The 21181-nt window shown below is 68.1% G+C and carries 14 protein-coding genes; 13 read left to right on the top strand and 1 reads right to left on the bottom strand.

Annotated elements, in window-relative coordinates:
• Positions 1-13 precede the first annotated feature (13 nt).
• The 13 genes from ACLJO0_RS32795 (at position 14) to ACLJO0_RS32735 (ending at position 19375) form a co-directional block, all read left to right on the top strand.
• Complete coding sequence (locus ACLJO0_RS32795) at positions 14-5575, top strand: amino acid adenylation domain-containing protein (protein ID WP_410582828.1); 5562 nt, start codon at positions 14-16, stop codon at positions 5573-5575.
• Positions 5576-5586: 11 nt separating this feature from the next.
• On the top strand, positions 5587-5796 hold the full coding sequence (locus ACLJO0_RS32790) for an MbtH family protein (protein WP_125789836.1): 210 nt from the start codon (positions 5587-5589) through the stop codon (positions 5794-5796).
• Positions 5797-6046: 250 nt separating this feature from the next.
• Positions 6047-7222, top strand: coding sequence for a cytochrome P450 (locus ACLJO0_RS32785; protein ID WP_410582827.1), 1176 nt, complete (start codon positions 6047-6049; stop codon positions 7220-7222).
• Between the two features lie 23 nt (positions 7223-7245).
• Positions 7246-8403: a cytochrome P450 gene (locus ACLJO0_RS32780; RefSeq protein WP_410582826.1), complete on the top strand. Its 1158-nt coding sequence runs from the start codon at positions 7246-7248 to the stop codon at positions 8401-8403.
• Positions 8393-9589 (top strand): cytochrome P450, encoded by a 1197-nt coding sequence (locus ACLJO0_RS32775; protein ID WP_410582825.1) that lies wholly within the window; start codon positions 8393-8395, stop codon positions 9587-9589. Before ACLJO0_RS32780 ends, ACLJO0_RS32775 begins: the two co-directional genes overlap by 11 nt.
• A 152-nt stretch (positions 9590-9741) precedes the next feature.
• A complete protein-coding gene (locus tag ACLJO0_RS32770; protein ID WP_410582824.1) occupies positions 9742-10983 on the top strand; it encodes a cytochrome P450 in 1242 nt (413 codons plus the stop codon).
• A gap of 40 nt (positions 10984-11023) precedes the next feature.
• Positions 11024-12499: a tryptophan halogenase family protein gene (locus ACLJO0_RS32765; protein ID WP_410582823.1), complete on the top strand. Its 1476-nt coding sequence runs from the start codon at positions 11024-11026 to the stop codon at positions 12497-12499.
• 29 nt (positions 12500-12528) lie between these two features.
• Entirely contained in the window at positions 12529-13683 is a 1155-nt protein-coding gene (locus ACLJO0_RS32760) for a glycosyltransferase (RefSeq protein ID WP_410582822.1), read from the top strand.
• Positions 13684-13734: 51 nt separating this feature from the next.
• Entirely contained in the window at positions 13735-14964 is a 1230-nt protein-coding gene (locus tag ACLJO0_RS32755; RefSeq protein ID WP_410582820.1) for a glycosyltransferase, read from the top strand.
• 167 nt (positions 14965-15131) lie between these two features.
• A complete protein-coding gene (locus ACLJO0_RS32750) occupies positions 15132-16094 on the top strand; it encodes an acyltransferase domain-containing protein (protein WP_410582818.1) in 963 nt (320 codons plus the stop codon).
• Between the two features lie 43 nt (positions 16095-16137).
• A complete protein-coding gene (locus tag ACLJO0_RS32745) occupies positions 16138-17043 on the top strand; it encodes a PIG-L deacetylase family protein (RefSeq protein WP_410582817.1) in 906 nt (301 codons plus the stop codon).
• Between the two features lie 56 nt (positions 17044-17099).
• Complete coding sequence (locus tag ACLJO0_RS32740) at positions 17100-18761, top strand: ArnT family glycosyltransferase (RefSeq protein ID WP_410582815.1); 1662 nt, start codon at positions 17100-17102, stop codon at positions 18759-18761.
• A gap of 140 nt (positions 18762-18901) precedes the next feature.
• Entirely contained in the window at positions 18902-19375 is a 474-nt protein-coding gene (locus tag ACLJO0_RS32735; RefSeq protein ID WP_410582814.1) for an acyl-CoA thioesterase, read from the top strand.
• A gap of 385 nt (positions 19376-19760) precedes the next feature.
• Here ACLJO0_RS32735 and ACLJO0_RS32730 read toward each other — a convergent pair whose 3' ends face one another.
• Positions 19761-21047 (bottom strand): PLP-dependent aminotransferase family protein, encoded by a 1287-nt coding sequence (locus ACLJO0_RS32730; protein ID WP_410582813.1) that lies wholly within the window; start codon positions 21045-21047, stop codon positions 19761-19763.
• Positions 21048-21181 lie beyond the last annotated feature (134 nt).

Below are 21181 nucleotides of genomic sequence, written 5' to 3'. Positions count from 1 at the left end.
CAAGGAGCAGATCGTGACCGTTGACGACACTCGCGCGAAGCCACGTTCCAGCGTGGAGGACGTCTGGCCTCTTTCCCCGCTGCAGGAGGGAATGCTCTACCACACCGTCCTCGACGGCGAGGGGCCCGACACCTACACCGTGCAGACCGTCTACGGCATCGACGGCCCGCTGGACGCCGCGTTGCTGAGGGCGACGTGGCAGGCGCTGGTCGACCGGCATGCCGCGCTGCGGGCCTGTTTCCGTTACGTCAGCGGCGCGCAGATGGTGCAGGTCATCACGCGGGACGCGCAGATCCCTTGGCGCGAAACGGATCTCACCGGGCTGCCGGAGGACATCCTCGACAGCGAGGTAGACCGGCTGGCCGCGGACGAGCTGGCCGAGCGGCTCCGGATCGAGGTGGCGCCGCTGATGAAGCTGCACCTGATCCGGCTCGGCCCGGACCGCCACCGGCTCGTGCACACGCTCCACCACGTGCTGACCGACGGCTGGTCGATGCCGATCATCCACCGCGAGCTGGCCGCGATCTACGCGGCGGGCGGGGACGCGTCCGGGCTGCCGCCCACAGTGTCCTATCGGGACTATCTCGCCTGGCTCGGCAAGCAGGACAAGGAAATCGCGCGCGCGGCCTGGCGGGAGGAGTTCGCCGGGCTGGACACGCCCACCGCGGTCGCCCCGGCCGATCCTGGCCGCGTGCCGGAAATCGACACGACGATCGTCGAGCTCTCCACGGAGCTGACGGACGGGCTCGCCAAGCTGGCGCGCGGCCACGACCTCACGCTGAACACCGTCGTGCAGGGCGCGTGGGCCGTCGTGCTGTCGCAGCTCGCCGGCCGGACCGACGTGGTGTTCGGCGCGACCGCTTCGGGGCGTCCCGCCGAACTGGCCGGTGTGGAGTCGATGGTCGGCCAGCTGCTCAACACCCTGCCGGTGCGGGTCCGGCTCGACGGCGCGCGGCGGGCCGTCGACCTGTTCGCCGAACTGCAGCGCGACCAGTCCGCCCTCATGGCCCACCAGCACCTCGGCCTCCAGGACGTACAGGCCGTCGTCGGACCCGGCGCGGTCTTCGACACGCTCGTCATCTACGAGAACTTCCCCCGCAAGGGACTCGGGCAGGCGCACGACGGTCTGACCCTGCGTCCGGTCAAGCGCGGGCGCAACTCGTCGCACTACCCGTTCACCCTGATCACCGGTCCCGGTGAGCAGATGCCGCTGATCCTCGACTACGACCGCGGTCTGTTCGACGAGACGGTCGCCGGATCGGTCGTCGGCGCGCTGGCCCGTGTGCTGGAGCGCCTGGTCGCCGAGCCCGACGTCCTCGTCGGCCGTCTGACGCTGTTGAGCGAGACCGAACGCGCGCTGGTGGTGGACGAATTCAACGCGACCGCGGGCCCGGTGCCGGGAGACTCCGTCGTCGAGCTGTTCGCGCGGCGGGTCGCCGAAGCGCCCGACGCGGTGGCGATCACCGACGCCGCGGGCGCGGACCTCACCTACGCCGAGGTCGACCAGGCGTCGAACCGGCTGGCGGCGCACCTCGCCGCCCGTGGTGTCGGCCGCGGTGACCGCGTCGGGGTGGCGATGGAGCGGTCACTGGACCTGCTGATCGCGTTCCTGGCGATCTGGAAGGCAGGCGCCGCATACGTTCCGGTGGACGTCGAGTACCCGGCCGAGCGGATCTCCTTCATCCTCGGCGATTCCAAGGTCTCGGTCGTTCTGTGCACCCAGGCCACCAGCGGCGTCGCCCCGGCGGACGCGATCGTCCTCGACGCGCCGGAAACGCGGGCCACCATCGACGCTTTCGCCGCCACAGCACCGGAATTCCGGCCGAGCGCGGAAGACCTGGCGTACGTCATGTACACCTCCGGATCCACTGGTCTGCCCAAGGGCGTGGGCATTCCGCACGGCGCTGTGGCGGGCCTGGCGGGTGACCAGGGCTGGCAGATCGGCCCCGGCGACGGCGTGCTGATGCACGCGACGCACGTCTTCGACCCTTCGCTCTACGCGATGTGGGTGCCCCTTTCGACGGGTGCCCGCGTCCTGCTCACCGAGCCGGGCGTACTCGACGCGGCCGGAGTGCGGCAGGCCGTCTCACGCGGCGCGAACTACGTCCACCTCACCGCCGGTACTTTCCGCGCACTGGCGGAAACGTCGCCGGAGTGCTTCGAGGGCCTGGTCGAAATCGGCACCGGCGGGGACATCGTTCCCGCGCAGTCCGTGGAGAACCTGCGGCGGGCCCAGCCAGGTCTGCGGGTGCGCAACACCTACGGCCCGACCGAGACCACGCTGTGCGCGACGTGGCTCCCGATCGAACCCGGTGACGTGGTCGACCGGGAACTGCCGATCGGTCACCCCATGACGAACCGCCGGATCCACCTCCTCGACGCCTTCCTGCGGCCGGTCGCGCCGGGTGTGGCCGGCGAGCTGTACATCGCGGGTACGGGGCTGGCACGCGGATACCTCGACAGCCCGGGCCTCACGTCCGAGCGGTTCGTGGCGTGCCCGTTCGTCCCGGGCGAGCGGATGTACCGCACCGGTGATCTGGCGCGCTGGACCCGCGACGGCGAGATCGTGTTCCTCGAACGCGCCGACGACCAGGTGAAGATCCGCGGCTACCGCGTCGAACTGGGCGAGGTCGAGTCCGTGCTGGCCGCCCAGCCGGGCGTGGTCGAGGCCGTCGTCATGGCACGTGAGGACCAGCCGGGCGAAAAGCGGCTGGTGGGGTACTTCGTCTCCGACGGCGGGGACGCGGGGCCGGAGGAGATCCGGCGCCAGATGGGCTTGGTGCTGCCCGCGTACATGGTTCCGATGGCCGTCGTCGCGCTGCCCGGTCTGCCCGTCACGCCCAACGGCAAGGTGGACCGCCGTGCCCTGCCCGCCCCGGATCTCGCGGGCCGCGCGTCGGAAAAGGCGCCGGAGAGCGAATCCGAAAAGGTCCTCTGCGAACTGTTCTCGGAGATCCTCGGCGTCGACAACGTGGGTGTCGACGACGCCTTCCACGATCTCGGCGGCAGTTCGGCGCTGGCCATGCGGCTCATCGCGCGGATCCGCGAGGTGATCGGCGTGGATCTGCCCATCCGGCAGCTGTTCTCCTCGCCGACGCCCGCCGGGGTCGCCAGGGCGCTCGCCGCGAAGTCCCGTCCCGCGCTGGAACCCGTCGAGCGGCCGGAGCGGCTCCCGCTCACCGCACGGCAGCTCCGCGCGTGGCTGCTGGCCAGCCCCGGCGAGGAGACCGCGGGCCTGCACATCTCGGTCGCGCTGCGACTGCGCGGCAGGCTCGACGTGCCCGCGCTGGCGGCGGCGCTCGGCGACGTCGCGACCCGGCACGAGGTGCTCCGCACGACATTCCCGGGCGACGCGCAGAGCGTCCGGCAGGACGTCCACGAGGCCGCGGCCATCGAGTTGTCCCCGGTCCCGGCCACGGAGGAGGAACTGCCCGGCCTGCTCGCCGGGCTGCGCGCGTCGGTCTTCGACCTCACGCGCGAAGTGCCGTGGCGCTGCGACCTTTTCGCGCTGTCGGAAAAGGAACACGTGCTGCATCTGCGAGTGCACCGGATCCTGGCCGACGACGACTCGATGGACGTGTTCTTCCGCGACCTGGCTGCCGCGTACGGCGCGCGGCGTTCGGGCCGGGTCCCGGAGCGTGCGCCGCTGGCACTGCAGTTCGCCGACTACGCGATCTGGGAACAGCGGCTCCTCACGGACGAGGACGACCAGGGCAGCCTGATCAACGAGCAGGTCGTCTTCTGGCGGGACACCCTCACCGGGATCGACGGGGAGACGGTGCTCCCGTTCGACCGGCCGCGGCCCGCGGTCCCGTCGCGCGAGGCGGGCACGGTCGCGCTGCGGCTGGACGCCGAGCCGTACAACCGGCTGACCGAAGCGGTGCAACGGCTCGGCGCGGACACGATCCACGTCGTGCACGCCGCGCTCGCCGTGCTGCTGACCAAATACGGCGCCGGGCACGACCTCGTGATCGGCACGACGCTGGCGCGCGACGAGGACCTCATCGACCTCGAACCGATGATCGGGCCGTTCGCCCGGCCCTTCGCCCTGCGCACGGATCTCTCCGGCGACCCGACGTTCCTCGAGGTCGTCACCCGGGTGCAGGAGGCCGTCCGGGCCGCGCGTCAGCATCTGGACGTTCCCTTCGAGCGGATCGTCGAACTGCTGGACCTGCCCGCCTCACTCTCCCGCCACCCCGTGTTCCAGGTGGGCCTGGAGGTGGACGAGGAGGACATCGGCGCGTGGGACGCGGCGGAACTGCCCGCGCTGCGCACCAGTGTCGTACCCGGCGGGACGGAGGCCACGGAGCTGGATCTCGCGTTCAAGCTCACCGAACGGCTCGACGAGGACGACAACGAGGACGGTCTCGAAGGCACCCTTCGCTACGCCGCCGACTTGTTCGACGAAGCGACGGCGGAATCGGTCGCCCGGCGGCTGGTGCGAGTGCTGGACCAGGTCGCGGAGGATCCCGAGCGGCGGATCGGAGACCTCGACATCTTCCTCGACGACACCGAACGCGGCCGTCCGGCGATCGCGCCGGCGCGGTGGGCCGGGGAGGCGCCCTCGGTGGTCGCGGAACTGGGCCCGCTCGGCGCGCTCGTGCTCGACGACCAGCGTCGTCCCGTCGCCCCGGGCGCCGTCGGCGATCTGTACGTCACCGGTCCGGCGGTCGACGAGGGCAAGTCGGGTGAACCGTGCCCGTTCGGCGAACCGGGACACCGGATGCTGAACACCGGCCTGCTCGCCCGCAAGACCGCGGCCAAAACCCTGATCGTGGTGGGGGAGCGGCGGCGGTCGAGCACCGCGGTGAAGACCGGCGATTACGAGATCCTCTTGCCGCTGCAGGCAGGCGGCGACCGCCCGCCGCTGTTCTGCGTGCACGCGAGCGGCGGGTTGAGCTGGAACTACGGGCCGCTGCTGCGGCATCTTCCCGCGAACCAGCCGGTGTACGGCGTCCAGGCGCGCGGCCTCGCGCGTACCGAACGCTTGCCCGAGAGTGTCGAAGAGATGGCGGCGGATTACCTCGCGCACATCCGTGCCGTGCAGCCGACCGGGCCGTATCACCTGCTCGGCTGGTCGCTCGGCGGCCGGATCGCACAGGCGATGGCCGCGATGCTCGAAGCCGAAGGGGAAGAACTCGGCCTGCTGGCCCTGCTCGACGCTTATCCCGTCTACATGGGACGGAACGCGACCGGCACGGTGACCGAAGAGGCCGCGCGTGACGAAGACGGCCTCCAGAAACGAAAAGAACAGGATTTGGAACTCGCCGGAGGCATGGTCCAGGGGCCCGGCGCGCGGGAGCGGCTGGAAGCCGTGATGCGCAACCTTTGGAAGGTCGGGCCCCAGCACACCGCCTCGCCGTTCAACGGCGACATCCTGCTTTTCGTCGCTGCCGAGGACAGGCCTGCCCATCTGCCGGTTTCGGAAGCCGTCGCCGGCTGGAAGGACTTCACCAGCGGCGCCATCGAACACCACGAGATCCCGACCAACCATTACGACATGGTGCAACCCGCGGCGTTGGTCCAGATTGGATCCATCGTCGCCGAGAAGCTCCGGCCGCGGCCGGGCGCCTGAAAGGAAAGATCATGACCAATCCGTTCGACAACGAAGACGGTTCCTTTTTCGTGCTGGTCAACGACGAGGGGCAGCACTCCCTCTGGCCGACCTTCGCGGAGGTGCCCGCCGGCTGGACCCGCGTCCACGGTGAGGCCTCGCGCCAGGAATGCCTCGCCTACGTCGAGGAGAACTGGACGGACCTGCGGCCGAAGAGCCTGATCGCCGAGGTCAACGGCTGAACCTGAGGTGTCCAGCCGCTCAATCCGGGCGGTTGGACGTGCTCGGCGCCCGCTTGCGGTCGTGAGTGGCGTTTCGGGTTCTAACCCGAAACGCCACTCACGACCCGCCCCTATCGCTCCCCGGAACCCGGCGACCGTGTCGCGAAAGCCACTTTCGGGACGCCAGCCGTCGCGAAAGTGGCTATCGCGACACGCTCCGGCGCGAGTAGCCGGGCGCGACCCACCAGCCGTTGAGACGAAAGGATCTGCCGTGTTCGAAGAGCTCAACGTCGTCCGGGGCTTGGAAATCCACCGGAGGGACCGGTTCGACCCGGGGGCGGAGCTCCTCTCGCTGATGGCCGACGGGCCCCTTTCCGCACTGGGCACCGAGGAAGACGGCGAACGACGGACAGCGTGGCTCGCCACCGGATACGACGAGGTCCGCCAGGTCCTCAGCTCGGACAAGTTCAGCGCCCGGCTGATCTACGGCGGGACGGCGGCGGGTATCGCCTGGCCCGGTTTCCTCACGCACTACGACCCGCCGGACCACACGCGCCTGCGACGGCTGGTGACGCCGCCGTTCGCCATCCGGCGGATGCGGGGGTTCGAGCCCCACGTCGAGCGGATCGTCGAAGACGCCTTGGACACCATCGAGGACATGGGTGGTCCGGTGGATTTCGTCCCGCACTTCGGCTGGGCCGTCGCCACCACGGCGACCTGCGACTTCCTGGGCATCCCGCGTGACGACCAGGCCGACCTGTCGCGCACCCTGCACGCCAGCCGCACCGAACGGACGGACAAGCGGCGCAACGCGGCGGGCAACAAGTTCATGCAGTACATGAACAAGGCGGTCGCCCGGGTGCGCCGCGATCCCGGTGACGACCTGTTCGGTGTCGTCGTGCGCGAACACGGTGACGAGATCACCGACGCGGAACTGGCCGGGGTGGCCGCGTTCATCATGGGCGCCGGCGGCGATCAGGTGGCCCGTTTCCTCGCGGCCGGCGCGTTGCTGATGGTCGATTTCCCGGAGCAGTTCGACCTTCTCCGGGAAAAGCCGGACACGATCCCGGACTGGCTGGAGGAGTTGAACCGGTATCTCACCACCGACGAGAAACTCCACCCGCGCATCGCGAAGGAGGACATCGAGATCGGTGGCCGCCTCGTCAAGGCGGGCGACACCGTCACCTGTTCCCTGCTGGGGGCGAACCGCGCGAACTTCCCCGCGCGAGAGGACGAATTCGACATCACCCGGGAAAAGTCGCCGCATGTCTCGTTCGGGCACGGGATCCACCACTGCCTCGGCAGGCCGCTGGCGGAGATGGTGTTCCGGGTGGCGATTCCCGCGCTGGCCCGGCGGTTTCCCAAGCTGAGACTCGCCGAACCCGACCGCAAGCTCAAGTTCGGTCCACCACCGTTCGACGTGGAAGCCCTGCTGCTCGACTGGTAGCGCCAGAAAGCCTGAGGAGAGTCATGGTAGTTCCCTTACCGCATCAGCGGATCCGGCTCGATCCGGCGCCGGAGCTCTGCGCGTTGCGACAGAAGGGCCCGCTGCACGAGTACGACACCGAGGCGGGGCTGGACGGCCGACGGCAATGGCTGGTCACCGGATACGACGAAGTGCGCGAGATCCTCGCCGACGCCACCCGGTTCAGTTCGATGCGACCGGTCGACGACGAGGCGGAGCGGGCCCATCTGCCGGGGATCCTGCAGGCCTACGATCCGCCCGACCACACCCGTCTGCGCGGGACGGTGGCCCCGGCGTTCAGCGTCCGGCGGATCGAGCGGTTGCGGCCGCGGGTCGAAGAGATCATCGAAGAGGGCCTTGACGATCTGGAGAGCATGGGCTCGCCGATCGACTTCGTCCGCTACGCGGGCTGGCCCATCCCGGCGCTCATCGCTTGCGAGTTCCTCGGTGTCCCGCGCGACGATCAGGCCGATCTGTCGCGGATGATCCGGGACAGCCGGGAGAGCCGGATCCCCAAGCAGCGGGTTCAGTCGAGCCTCGGTGTCGTCAACTACTGCGAAAAGCTCGCGGCCCGCGAACGCCGCGATCCCGGCGACGAGCTGATCGGATTCATCGCACGTGAGCACGGGGACAAGGTCAGCGACGAGGAACTGTCCGGGCTCGCCGAGGCGATCCTGATCGTGGCCGTCGAGCAGATGGCCGCCCAGCTGGCGGTCGCGGTGCTGCTGTTCGCGACGAACCCCGCCCAGCTGTCGCTGCTGCGCGAACGTCCGGAGCTGGTGGACAGCGCGACCGAAGAAGTCCTACGGTACCCGACGATCGTCGAGGCCCCTTCTCCCCGGACGGCGCTCGTCGACTTGAACATCGCCGGGTACGAGATCCGCGCCGGTGACGTGCTGACCTGCTCGATGCTGGCGGTCAACCGCGCGCTCGGGGACAAGTTCGACATCACCCGGGAGAACAGCCCGGGTCATCTCGCCTTCGGCCACGGCATCCACCACTGTGTCGGCGCTCCGCTGGCCAGGCTCGAGCTGCGGGTCGCGCTGCCGCTACTGGCGCGCCGGTTCCCGGCGCTGCGGCTCGCGGTCCCGGAGGAGGAACTGCGGTTCGTCCCCGGCAAGCCCGCGCCGTTCAACCTCGAGGAGCTCCCCCTTGAGTGGTGACGACACGCGCCCGATCCACATTCGCAGGCAGGATCTCGATCCGGCGGGAGAACTGCGCGCCGCCGGTCCGCTGTCGAGGGTCACGGTGGGAACCGGGGCGGACGCCGAGACCACCTGGATGGCCGCGGGCCACGCGGTCGTGCGCCAGGTTTTGGGTGACCACAAGCGGTTCAGCACGCGGCGCCGCTGGCATCAGCGGGACGTGGCCGGCGGGGAGGGCATCTTCCGGCCGAAGGAACTGGTCGGCAACCTGATGGACTACGACCCTCCCGAACACACCCGGTTGCGGCAGAAGCTGACCCCGGGGTTCACCCTGCGCAAGATGCGGCGCATGGAGCCGTACATCGAACAGATCGTGTCGGAACGGCTCGATGCCATGGAGGACGCGGGATCGCCGGCCGACGTGATCGAACTCGTCGCCGACGAGGTGCCGGGAGCCGTGTTGTGCGAGCTCATCGGCGTTCCCCGGGATGACCGCGCCATGTTCACGAGCCTGTGCCACGGGCATCTCGACGCCACGCGCAGTCAACGGAAGCGGGCGGCCGCCGGCGAGGCGTTCTCCCGCTATCTGCTGGCGATGATCGCCAGGAACCGGAAAGAGCCCGGCGAAGGGCTGATCGGAGCGGTCGTCGCCGAACATGGTGACGATGCCACCGATGAGGAGCTGAGAGGCTTTTGCGTGCAGGTGATGCTCGCCGGCGACGACAACATCTCCGGCATGATCGGACTGGGGGTCCTGGCGCTGCTACGGCACCCTGAGCAGATCGCCGCGGTGCGGGGTGACGACCAGTCGGCGGAACGGGCGGTCGACGAGTTGATCCGCTACCTGACGGTGCCGTACGCCCCGACACCCCGGACGGCCATGGAGGACGTCGTCATCGGGGACGAGGTCATCAAGCAGGGCGAGACCGTTCTCTGCTCGCTCCCCATGGCGAACCGCGACCCGGCGCTGGTACCGGATCCGGACCGGCTCGATCTCACGCGGCAGCCCGCGCCGCATGTGGCCTTCGGGCACGGGATCCACCACTGTATCGGCGCTTCGCTGGCCCGCCTCGAACTGCGTACGGTCTTCTCCTTGCTGTGGCGGCGTTTTCCCGACCTCAGGCTGGCGGATCCCGCCAACGAGACCATGTTCCGCCTGACCACCCCGGCTTACGGGCTTACGAGCCTGATGGTCGAGTGGTGAGGGATCGAACACGCGAGTTCCGGCGCTGATCACGCAGCACTGCCGTCCCGTCCATGGCGGCGCTGGACGTCCCGCCCGATCACGGATGAAGATTGCGGCGCGGCAACGGCACGGACCGCAATTCCTGGTCAATGAAGGAGCTTCCACTCGGTATGGAGCACGCAATCGACGAGGTCGCGCCGGCCGTGGAGCCGACGGCGAACTACATGATGAGGACGCACTGCGATCCGCACGAGGACATGTTCGCGTTGCGGGAGAAGGGATCGCTGGTCCGGATACTCGGGGACGCCTCCACCCAGCTCGGCAAGGGCTACGTTTGGCAGGCCCTCGGCTACGACGTCGTCCGGAAGATCCTCGGCGATCACGAGAACTTCACCACGCGGCCCCGGCTGACCGAGGCGGAAGCACAACGGACGACCAACGGCGAAGAAGTCCCCATGGCGCCGCAATTCGTCGGGCAGATCTCGACCTACGATCCGCCGGAACACACGCGGCTGCGGCGGATGCTGACACCCGAGTTCACCGTCCGGCGGATCCGGCGGCTGGAACCCGCGATCCAGGAACTCATCGACGATCGTCTCGACGAGATGGAGGCCGAGGGACCGCACGCGGACCTCCAGGGATTGTTCGCCGACCCGGTCGGCGGCGGCGTGCTGTGCGAACTGCTCGGCATTCCGCGTGATGACCGGGCCGAATTCATCCGGCGAATCAGGCGGAATGTCGATATCAGCCGCGGATTCAAGGCGCGGGCGGCCGACAGCGCGGCGTTCAACCGGTATCTGGACAGCCTCATCACCCGGCAGCGGAAGGACCCTGACGAGGGGTTCGTCGGCATGCTCGTCCGAGAGCACGGCGAGAACGTCACGGATGAGGAGCTGAAAGGCCTGTGCACGGCGCTGCTCCTCGGTGGTGTCGAGACCGTTGCGGGGATGATCGGCTTCGGGGTGCTCGCACTGCTGGACGACCCCGGACAGAAAGACCTGATCTTCGAAGGTCCCGAGAATGTGGATCGCGTGGTCGCGGAACTCCTGCGTTACCTCTCGCCCGTGCAGCAGCCGAATCCACGGATGGCCATCCGTGACGTCGTCGTCGACGGCAAGCTGATCAAGGCCGGGGATTATGTTCTGTGCTCGATCTTGATGGCCAACCGGGATGAAGCGCTGACGCCGAATCCCAACGTTCTCGACGCGAAGCGCGCTTCGGTCTCGGATGTCGCCTTCGGGCACGGCATCCATTACTGCGTTGGGGCCGCGGTGGCGAGAACGGTGCTGCGCATGGCCTATCAGACGCTCTGGCGACGTTTTCCCGGGCTCGCGCTGGCGGTACCGGTCGAGGAAGTGAAGCTGCGAAACGCGTTCATCGATTGTCCGGACCGGTTGCCGGTCACCTGGTAGTCACCCGGCGAAGTGCTATTTGACAGAGGAATGGTGGGAGATGTCGGTCGAAGAGTTCGATGTGGTGGTGGCCGGAGGCGGGCCGGGTGGTTCGACGGTGGCTTCGCTGGTGGCCATGCAGGGGCATCGGGTGTTGCTGCTGGAGAAGGAGGTCTTTCCGCGGTACCAGATCGGTGAATCGTTGCTGCCGTCCACCGTGCACGGGATCTGCCGGATGCTCGGCGTGACGGACGAACTGGCGGCCGCGGGCTTTCCGGTGAAGCGGGGCGGTACTTTCCGGTGGGGCGCTCGTCCGGAGCCGTGGACTTTCCACTTCTCCGTTTCCCCGCGGATCACCGGTCCGACGTCGTTCGCCTATCAGGTCGAGCGGGCTCGATTCGACGAGATCCTGCTGAACAACGCGCGGCGCAAGGGTGTGGTGGTACGGGAGGAATGCACGGTCACCGGTGTGCTGGAAGAGGGTGAGCGGGTCACCGGTCTGCGCTATACCGATCCCGATGGTGACCAGCGTGAAGTGTCGGCGACTTTCGTGATCGACGCCTCCGGCAACAAGAGCCGCCTGTACTCCCAGGTCGGCGGCACGCGTAATTATTCGGAGTTCTTCCGTAGCCTGGCGCTGTTCGGCTATTTCGAGGGCGGTAAACGACTCCCCGCCCCGTATTCGGGGAACATCCTGAGTGTCGCGTTCGACAGCGGCTGGTTCTGGTACATTCCGCTGAGCGACACGCTGACCAGTGTCGGCGCGGTGGTGCGCCGGGAGGACGCGGAGAAGATCCAGGGCGACCAGGAGAAGGCGCTCAAGGCCTTGATCGCCGAATGCCCGCTGATTTCGGAGTACCTTTCGGACGCGCGCAGGGTGACGTCCGGTAAATATGGCGAGCTGCGGGTTCGCAAGGATTACTCGTACCATCAGACGTCTTTCTGGCGGCCTGGAATGATACTCGTCGGTGATGCCGCGTGCTTTGTGGATCCCGTGTTCTCCTCCGGAGTGCATCTGGCGACTTACAGCGGGCTGCTCGCGGCCCGCTCGATCAACAGTGTGCTCGGCGGCGACATCGACGAGAAGACCGCCTTGACCGAGTTCGAAGCACGCTATCGGCGCGAGTACGGAGTGTTCTACGAGTTCCTCACCTCGTTCTACCAGATGAACGTGAACGAGGATTCGTACTTCTGGCAGGCGAAGAAGGTCACGAACAACCAGCACACCGAGATCGAGTCGTTCGTGGACCTGGTCGGTGGGGTGTCGTCCGGTGAGGCGGCGTTGACGCCGGCGGACAGGATCGTCGAGCGCAGCGCCGAGTTCTCCGCGGCCGTGGACCAGATGGCCGGTGGCGACGAGGACAGCATGGTGCCGCTGTACAAGTCGCAGGTGGTCAAGCAGGTGATGCAGGAGGCGGGCCAGGAACAGATGAGGGTGGTGCTCGGTGAAGACGCCGAACCCGAGCTGCCGCTGTTCCCCGGCGGCCTGGTGACCTCGCCCGACGGAATGAGATGGCTGCCCTATCACCCGGCGTGACAAAGGACCCACGGAACAGAGGATACGAAATGCGTGTGTTGTTTTCCGGTAATGGAACACGCGGAGATGTCGAACCGTTGGTGGCACTGGCGTTGCGGCTGCGTGAGCGCGGTGCCGAGGTGCGCATGTGCGCGCCGCCGGACTACGTGGAGCGGATGGCCGAGGTCGGCATACCGCTGACCCGGATCGGCCCGCCGGTGCGGGCAGGAGCCCGCGGGGGAGGGCCGGCGCCCGGTGCGCCCGAGCTCGCGGACGCGACGATCGCCGAGCAGTTCGACCGGATCCCGGCGGTCGCCGAGGGATGTGACGCGGTGGTCGCCACCGGTTTGGTGTCCGCCGCGGTCGGTGTGCGGTCGGTGGCGGAAAAGCTGGGTATTCCCTACTTCTACACCTTCTACTGCCCCAACTATCTGCCGACGACGGACCGGGACCTGCGTAATCAGGGCGCCTACAACCTGTTCGGCGGTCCGCTCAACAGCCGCCGGGCGTCGGTCGGACTGGCGCCGGTGGAGAAGATCTTCGATTACGGGTTCACCGAGGAACCCCTGCTCGCCGCGGACGCGGTGCTGGCTCCGGCGCCGCCCGATGTCGCCACCGTGCAGACCGGCGCGTGGATCTCGCCCGACGAGCGGCCGTTGTCGGTGGAGCTGGAAGCGTTCCTGAACGCCGGCCCGCCCCCGGTTTACGTGAGCTTCGGTAGCGGGCCCGCGCCCACCGATGTGGCCACGGTGGCCATCGAGGCGGTCCGGGCGCAGGGGTACCGGGTGGTGCTCGCCAGGGGCTGGGCCGGACTGGCTCTTCCCGACGATCGGGGGGATTGCCTGGCGGTGGGCGAAGTGAACCATCAGGCGCTGTTCGGCCGGGTGGCCGCCGTCGTGCACCATGGCGGCGCGGGCACGACGACCGTGGCGACCCGGGCGGGTGTCCCGCAGGTCGTGGTGCCCCAGAAGGCCGACCAGCCGTACTTCGCGGGCCGGGTGGCCGAGCTGGGCGTCGGGGTGGCACACGACGGTCCGGCCCCGACCTTCGATTCCTTGTCGGCCGCGCTCGCGACGGCCTTGAGCCAGGAGACGCGGGCGCGGGCTTCGGCGGTGGCAGGCACGATCCGCGTCGACGGGACGTCGGTGGCCGCGGACCTGTTGTTCGAGGCGGTCAGCCGGAACAAGCCTGCCGTTTCCGCGTAGCCCGCACCGAGCAGGTCCGCGAACCAGAACCTACGAATCGGGGAATACCTCATGCGCGTGTTGTTGTCGACGTCCGGAAGCCGCGGAGATGTCGAACCGCTGGTGGCGCTGGCGGTGCGGTTGCGCGCACTCGGCGCCGAGGTGCGGATGTGCGCGCCGCCGGACTCCGCGGAGCGGCTGGCCGAGGTCGGCGTGCCGCTGGTACCGGTCGGTCAGTCGGCGCGAGCGATGCTGCACGGGAAGAAGCGGCCGACACCCGCGGACGGGCCCCGGCTCTCGGCCGAGGCGATCGCCCTGCAGTTCGACAAGGTTCCGGCGGCCGCCGAGGGATGCGACGCGGTGGTCGCGTCCGGCGTGCTGGCCGCCGCGGTCGGGGTGCGGTCGGTGGCCGAGAAACTGGGGATCCCTTATTTCTACGCGTTTTACTGCCCGATCTACCTGCCGTCGCCGTATTACCCGCCGCCGCCACCGCTCGGTGAACCGCCCGCACAGGACGTGACCGACAACCGCGCGCTCTGGGAGAGGAACAACCAGAGCGCCTACCGGCGGTTCGGCGACGCGCTCAACAGCCGCCGGGCGTCGATCGGGCTGGCGCCGGTGGAGAAGATCTTCGATTACGGGTTCACCGATCACCCGTGGCTCGCCGCGGACGCGGTGCTGGCTCCGTTGCAGCCGACGGATCTCGCGGCTGTCCAGACCGGTGCGTGGATCTTGCCCGATACGAGGCCGTTGCCGGCGGAGCTGGAGGCGTTTCTGCGCGCCGGGCCGCCGCCTGTCTACGTGGGTTTCGGCAGTGGGCCGGCACCCGCCGACGCCGCCAGGCTGGCGGTCGAGGTGGTTCGTGCGCAGGGGCATCGGGTGGTCTTGTCCCGAGGGTGGGCGGACCTGGCTCTTCCCGACGACCAGGAGGATTGCCTGGCGGTGGGCGAGGTGAACCATCAGGTGCTCTTCGGCCGGGTGGCCGCCGTCGTCCACGCGGGCAGCGCGGGTACGACGACCGCGGCCACCCGGGCGGGTGTCCCGCAGGTCGTGGTGCCCCAGATGACCGATCAGCCGTATTACGCGGGCCGGGTGGCCGAGCTGGGCGTCGGGGTGGCACACGACGGTCCGGCCCCGACCTTCGATTCCTTGTCGGCCGCGCTCGCGACGGCCTTGAGCCCGGAGACCCGGGCGCGGGCTTCGGCCGTGGGAGGCACCGTCCGTACCGACGGGGCGAGCGTGGCCGCGAACCTGTTGTTCGAGGCGGTCAGCCGGAACAAGCCGGCTGTTTCCGCTTATTGAGGGGTAAGGCGAAGGTGGCGGGTCGCGAAAGCCACTTTCGCGACGCCTGGTGTCCCGAAAGTGGCTTTCGCGACACGGTCGCCCCACGGCCGCGAGCGAATCTCCGCCCCGACACCTTTGCGTTGTTCCGCTTGACACCGAGTCGTCAAAACCGAGGGCGGTCGCCGATGGATGCCGAAACCGTACGCAGTGCGCTGAAGATGGAGGACGAGAGGAGCGTGGCCTGGCTCTCGGACCTCGAGAAGCTCGGCTCGCCTCCCGAGCCGGTACGACTGCCGCAGGGCGACGAGGCACGAGAGCTCCTGCGGCGGTTGGGGGTGCCGGAGCTCGACGTCGAGGAGATCGTGGCGGCCACTCCAGAGCCGGATCGTGACCCGGCCCTGTGGTGGCTGCTCGAACGCACCCACCACGCGATCATCCGGAACATGGGCGACTGCCGGGTGAAGCGGCGGGGTGCGCCGAACCTGCCGTCCTGGACAGGTGCCGCCGGGCGTTACTTCCATGTGTACGTCTTCCTCGCGACCGTTCCGGCGGTGCGCGGCTTCCACGAGAGCCGGGGAATCCCCGAGAAGGTCACCTGGGAGACCTTGGCGCAACTGGGGGATTCGGTCGCCACTTATCGCCGCAAGCACGGCGAGGGCGGCATGAACACGCAATGGTGGACCGCCTACTTCCTGAGCGGCATCGTCTACCAGCTCGGCCGTCTCCAATTCAGCCTCGCCGTCGGTCGTGACGGCACTCCCGAGCTCGGTCTGCACATCCCCGAAGCGGGCGGACCGCTGAAAGGCACCATCTTCTACGACTCGCTGTGCCTCGCCCGCCCGTTCTTCGACCGGCATTTCCCCGAGCACGGCGCCGACGTGCTGACCGGCACATCGTGGTTGCTCGATCCGCAGCTGGAGGAATACCTCTCCGAGGAGTCCCACATCATCCGGTTCAGGCGAGCGTGGACGCGTATCGACGGCGATCCCGAGCCTGGGGACGACGCGATCCTGGAATTCGTGTTCCATTACAACGGCGAGCCGCTGGACGAACTTCCCCAGCGCACCTCCCTGGAAAGGGCGGTGGTCGCCCATTTGAAGGCCGGGCGGCACTGGTACGAGTACGCCGGTCATCTTCCGCTTCCGTAAAAGCGTCCTATACGGCCGTTTCACGGTCGAGAGAGGTGAAGACGTGGTGTCTTCCGTCCAGGGTTCCCCGTTGTCGGGTGGCGAGTCCGTCACCAAACTGAACCCCATGTTCCCCGACGCCGGCGCGACCCGGTTACTGGCGATTTCCCCTCATTTGGACGACGCGGTCCTGTCTTTCGGAGCCTGTCTCACCCAAGCGGCGCAAGACGGCGCGAAGGTGACCGTCTACACGGTGTTCGCCGGTACCGCGCCTCCTCCCTATTCTCCCGCGGCGGAGCGGATGCACGCGATCTGGGGTCTTTCGCCGGATGACGACGCGCCGCTCTATCGCCGGGAGGAGGACATCGCCGCGCTCGGCCATCTGAAGGTGGGCTACCGGCATGGCCGGTTCCTCGACACGATCTATCGCAAGCTGCCCGATGGCGGCTGGCTGGCGGATCACGTGGAAGGCGGGCAAAAGCTGGCGATCAACGAGAAGGCGCCGGAGCGGGATCACGATCTCGTCGCCGAGATCAAGGACGACATCAAGTCGCTCATCGAGGAAGGCGATCCCACGCTGCTCGTCACGTGCGCGGCCATCGGTGGCCATCCCGATCACGAGACCGCGCGAGACGCCGCACTGCTCGCCGCGGCCGAGATGAACGTTCCCGTCCGGCTTTGGGAAGACCTCCCCTACGCGGTATTCCGGCCTGGCGCGGTCGAATTGCCGCAAGGCTTCCAGCTCGGTTCGCCCGATTTCACCTCCGTCGAACCGGAGGCACGGGTACGGAAGTTCGAGTCCGTGGAGTACTACCCGTCCCAGCTGTCGATGCTCAACGGGCGGGACAAGAATCTGTTCGAGCGACTCGAAACGCATGCTCGGAAGGCTTCGCCCCATGACGGATACGGCGAAACGACCTGGCCGGTCGTGACCGTCGGCAAGTCCACCGCCTCTCCCACTCTCGGCTGAGACCGAAGTCCCTGATTCGCCACCCCGCGATGCCGTATCACGCCGGAGGTATCGGAATGTCCGCAACACTGACCTATCTGCCGTCGCGGTCCCCGGAGCCCGGGCCCGGCGGCGGAGCGAACCGTTGGGCGGTCTGGCGGTCTCCGTCCGATCAGCCGCGTTGGGCCCGGCCGGTGTTGCTGGGCATAGCTTTCGCGGCGATGGTGCTCTATGCGGCGAGCCTGCCGTTCGTCGACTACGCGCCGCTGTACGCGGACGCCGTCAAGAGCATGTCGGGGAGCTGGAAGGCGTTCTTCTTCGGCGCCGTCGACGCGGAGGCCACGTACACCCTCGACAAGCTGGCGGGTTCTTTCGTACCGCAGGCCATCTCGGCCAAGATCTTCGGCTACCACGCCTGGTCGCTGGCGCTGCCGCAGGTGATCGAGGGCGTGATCTCGGTGCTGGTGATGTACCGGGTCGTGCGGCGGTGGGCAGGCGTGGTCCCCGGCCTGCTCGCGGCGGGTATCTTCGCGTTCACCCCGGTCGTCGCGTCGATGTTCGGGCACAGCATGCAGGACGGCCTGCTGACCATGTGCCTGGTCCTCGCGGTCGACGCGTATCAGCGGGCCGTCCTCGAGGCGCGGCTTCGGTCCCTGGTCTGGGCGGGAGTCTGGATCGGGCTGGGCTTTCAGGCGAAGATGATGCAGGCGTGGATGATCCTGCCCGCGCTGGCGATCGGCTACCTGCTGACGGCGCCGATCGGACGGCGCCTGCGGCTGAAGCATCTGGGGATCGCCGGAGTGGTGATGCTGGCGGTGTCGCTCTCGTGGGTCGCGCTTTACACCTTCACCCCGGCCAGTTCCCGGCCGTACGTCAGCGGCAGCACGAACAACAGCGCCGTCGCCATGGTGTTCGGATACAACGGCCTCGGGCGCGTGGGCATCGACCTGCCGGGCGCCGCGGACGCCAACGGCAGGAACGGGCCGAAGGTCGGGCCGAAGGCCAAGGAGGGCCCCGGGTCGAACGGTCGCCCGAAGGTCGGCCCGAAGGCGCACGGCCTGCCGCCGATCGGTGCGGGGCAACTGGGCGGGCCCCCGGGAGGGGACCTGTCCAAGGTGGAGAGCAGACCGGATCCGATGGGCTGGACCAAGCTGTTCGACGGTCACCTCGGCGTCGCGATCGCCTGGCTGTTCCCGCTCACCGTGCTGTCCCTGATCTGCGGGCTCCGGTGGTGGCGCCGGGCCGAACGCACCGACCCGGTGCGCGGCGGGCTGGTGATGTGGGGCGTGTGGCTGGCGACTTTCGGTTTGGTCTTCAGTGCGAGCGCCGTCGCGCACACCGCGTACGTGGCCTCACTCGCGCCGGCGATCGCCGCCCTTTCCGCCCTTGGCATCGTGATGTTCTGGCGGGCATACCAGCGTGGCGGCAAGCAGGCCTGGCTACTGCCGATCGCGATCGCGGCCGAACTGGCCTGGGGTGCCTGGTTGTGGTCCCACTATCCGAACTTCCTGCCGTGGGCGAAATGGGGCACGCTCGTGCTCGGCACGGTCGCTCTCGCCCTGCTGATTCTGGCGAGGGTGCGCGAAAACGCCCCCGCGGCCCTGGTCAAGGCAGGGCTCGTCGTCGGCGTCACGGCCATGCTGGCCGCACCCGTCACGTATGCCGCCTCCGTCATCCATCCGAACTACGCCGGCAGCTCCTTCGACGCCAACGCCGGACCGGCGTCAGGTTCCGCGTGAGGTGAGCGATCCGAGAGGGAGGATCCGGGCGCGCAGGTGCCGGATCCTCCCTCTCGGTGCGTGCGGCGACACCTTCTCACCACAGAGCGGATCCGGTGAACCAAGTCGCCGGACCGTCACGACCATCCGGGGGGTACCTGATGACCGAGGCCGTCACCCAGCTCGCGGCCGCAGGCCGTCCGATCGAGGTGCGGGAGACTTCCAGGCGGCACACTTATGACCGCCAGATCCGCTTCGCGGACATCGACGCCCACGGCCACGTCAACAACGCCCGTTTCGTCGAGTACCTGGAAGACGCGAGGATCGCCCTCTACCTCGATTACGCCGGCACCCTGCGGGAGGACCGCGGCGGGTTGCCGTCGGTGGGGATGGTGATCGTCCGGCACGAGGTCGACTACCGCAGGCCGCTCGGGTTCGGGCGGCGTTCGGTGCGGATCGAGTCGTGGGTGACCAAGGTCAGCTGGGCCAGTTGCGAACTGGCCGCGGAGATCCGCTCGGACGAAGGGGTGCACATCGAGGCCCGTTCGACGATCGCGGCAGTCGACCAGGACACCGCCAAGCCGCGGCGCTTCAGCGTTTCCGAGCGGGCCTTCCTCGAGCGCTACCTGCACTGAGGAGCTATCGAGGGGTAAGGCAAAGGTGGCGTGGTCGCGAAGCCACTTTCGCAACGTCGGGTGCAGGGTGCGGTAGCGAGGAGGGGCTTTCGCTACGCCGGTGCTGTCGCTGAGACCCATGGTCGAGATGCGTCGCGAAAGCCACTTTCGCGACGCCTGGGGTCGCGAAAGTGGCTTTCGCGACACGGTCGCCTACGGCCGCGAGCGAATCCCCGCCACCCGACACCTTTGCCGTACGGCTCAATAACGCTCATTACCACTCACGACCGCCACGCAAAGTACCCATAACGGGGCACTGTTGTCCGACTTGTGTCCCTTGTGGATGGTCAAGAGTGCGCTAGGCCAGTTGCCTCAATGCCGCATCGGGCACGCAACACGATTCCGCTCAGGGAAGCCGCGGCGTGATCAGCGCCGCGAGCCGCGCGACGCCCTCTTCGATCAATTCGGGCGTGAGCAGGCTGATCGACAGCCGGAGCTGATGGAAGCCGCCCTTTCCGCCGTAGAAATGATGCATCGGGGTGAACAGCACGCCGTGGTCACGGGCGGCGATTTCCAGCAATTCGTCGTCGACGACGAACGGCACCGTGACGGTGACGAAGAACCCGCCCGTCGGGGTGTTCCAGCTGACGTCGGCGCACGAGCCGAGTTCGCGGTGGAGCGTGCTCAGGGTGAGCTGGAGATTGCGTTGGTAGATGGCGATTTCCCGCGCGTTGGCCTTGGTGAGGCTGAAGTCGTTGAGCAGGAGTTTGCCGGCGATCACGGCCTGCGCGATGGGGGAGGTGTTCACCGTGAGCATGCCCTTGAGCTTCGAGAGCTGGTCGGCGAACAGGCCGCCGTCGGCCATCCGCTGGTCCGCCACCGCGAAGCCGACCCGGGCGCCGGGCATACCGGTCTTGGCGAAGGAGCCGAGATAGACCACGGATCCCGACCGGTCGAGCGACTTCAGCGAGGGGAGCCGCTCGGAGCCGAACAGGCCGTACGCGTTGTCTTCGAGGAGCAGGATTCCGTGCGTTTCGGCGACATCGAGGAGACGGCGGCGCGACGGCAGATCCATGCTGGTGCCGGTGGGATTGGCGAAGTTCGGGGTCACGTAACAGGCTCGCACCCGCTTGCCCTGCTCGTCGGCGCGCTTCAGCTGGAGGACGAGGTCTTCCGGGTCGATGCCGTTTTCGGTGGAGCGGACCGGCCACACGGGGGTGTCGGTGAGCAGCGCCGCCCCGGTCAGGCCGACGTAGGTGGGGGCGGGGGCGAGCAGGACGTCCCGGTCGCCCGCCCGCAGTGTGCGGAGGACGAGGAACATGGCCTCCTGCGCGCCCACCGTGACGACGACGGATTCGGGGGCGGCGTCGATGTTCTCGTCCTCGGCGAGGTTCCGCGCGATGAGATCGGCGATGACGCCCTTGGTGGTGCCGTATTGGAAGAGCGTGCGGGTGACCACGGCCTCCGCCATTTTCCGGTCGCGCCGGAGATGATCACAATAGGCGTCGATGTACTCGTGAATGAGCCGGATGTCGAAGAACTCTTCGTACGGCCTGCCTGCCGCCATGGAAATGGCCACAGGGTATTCGTCGATCAGCTCGTTGAGCAGATTCATCGACGAGATGGCCGGATCGGTGAGCGATCCGTGCAGCGTTTCCACGTTCAAGTGAGTGGACAGACCGTTTGAATCCATGAATACTAGGATTTCCATACGCCGTTGAGGTGTCAAGAAAAGTCCGTGGACGCCGGGAATGTTCAGGCTGTCCAGCACCGAATCCTCCAGACACTCGATCTGTGCAGGTACGGTCGAATCCGCGCCAAAGCCCT

It is taken from the genome of Amycolatopsis sp. lyj-108 (assembly GCF_046549005.1).
Lineage (GTDB): Bacteria > Actinomycetota > Actinomycetes > Mycobacteriales > Pseudonocardiaceae > Amycolatopsis.
Note: the sequence above shows the minus strand (reverse complement) of the source record. Positions and strands in the feature narration are given on the sequence as shown.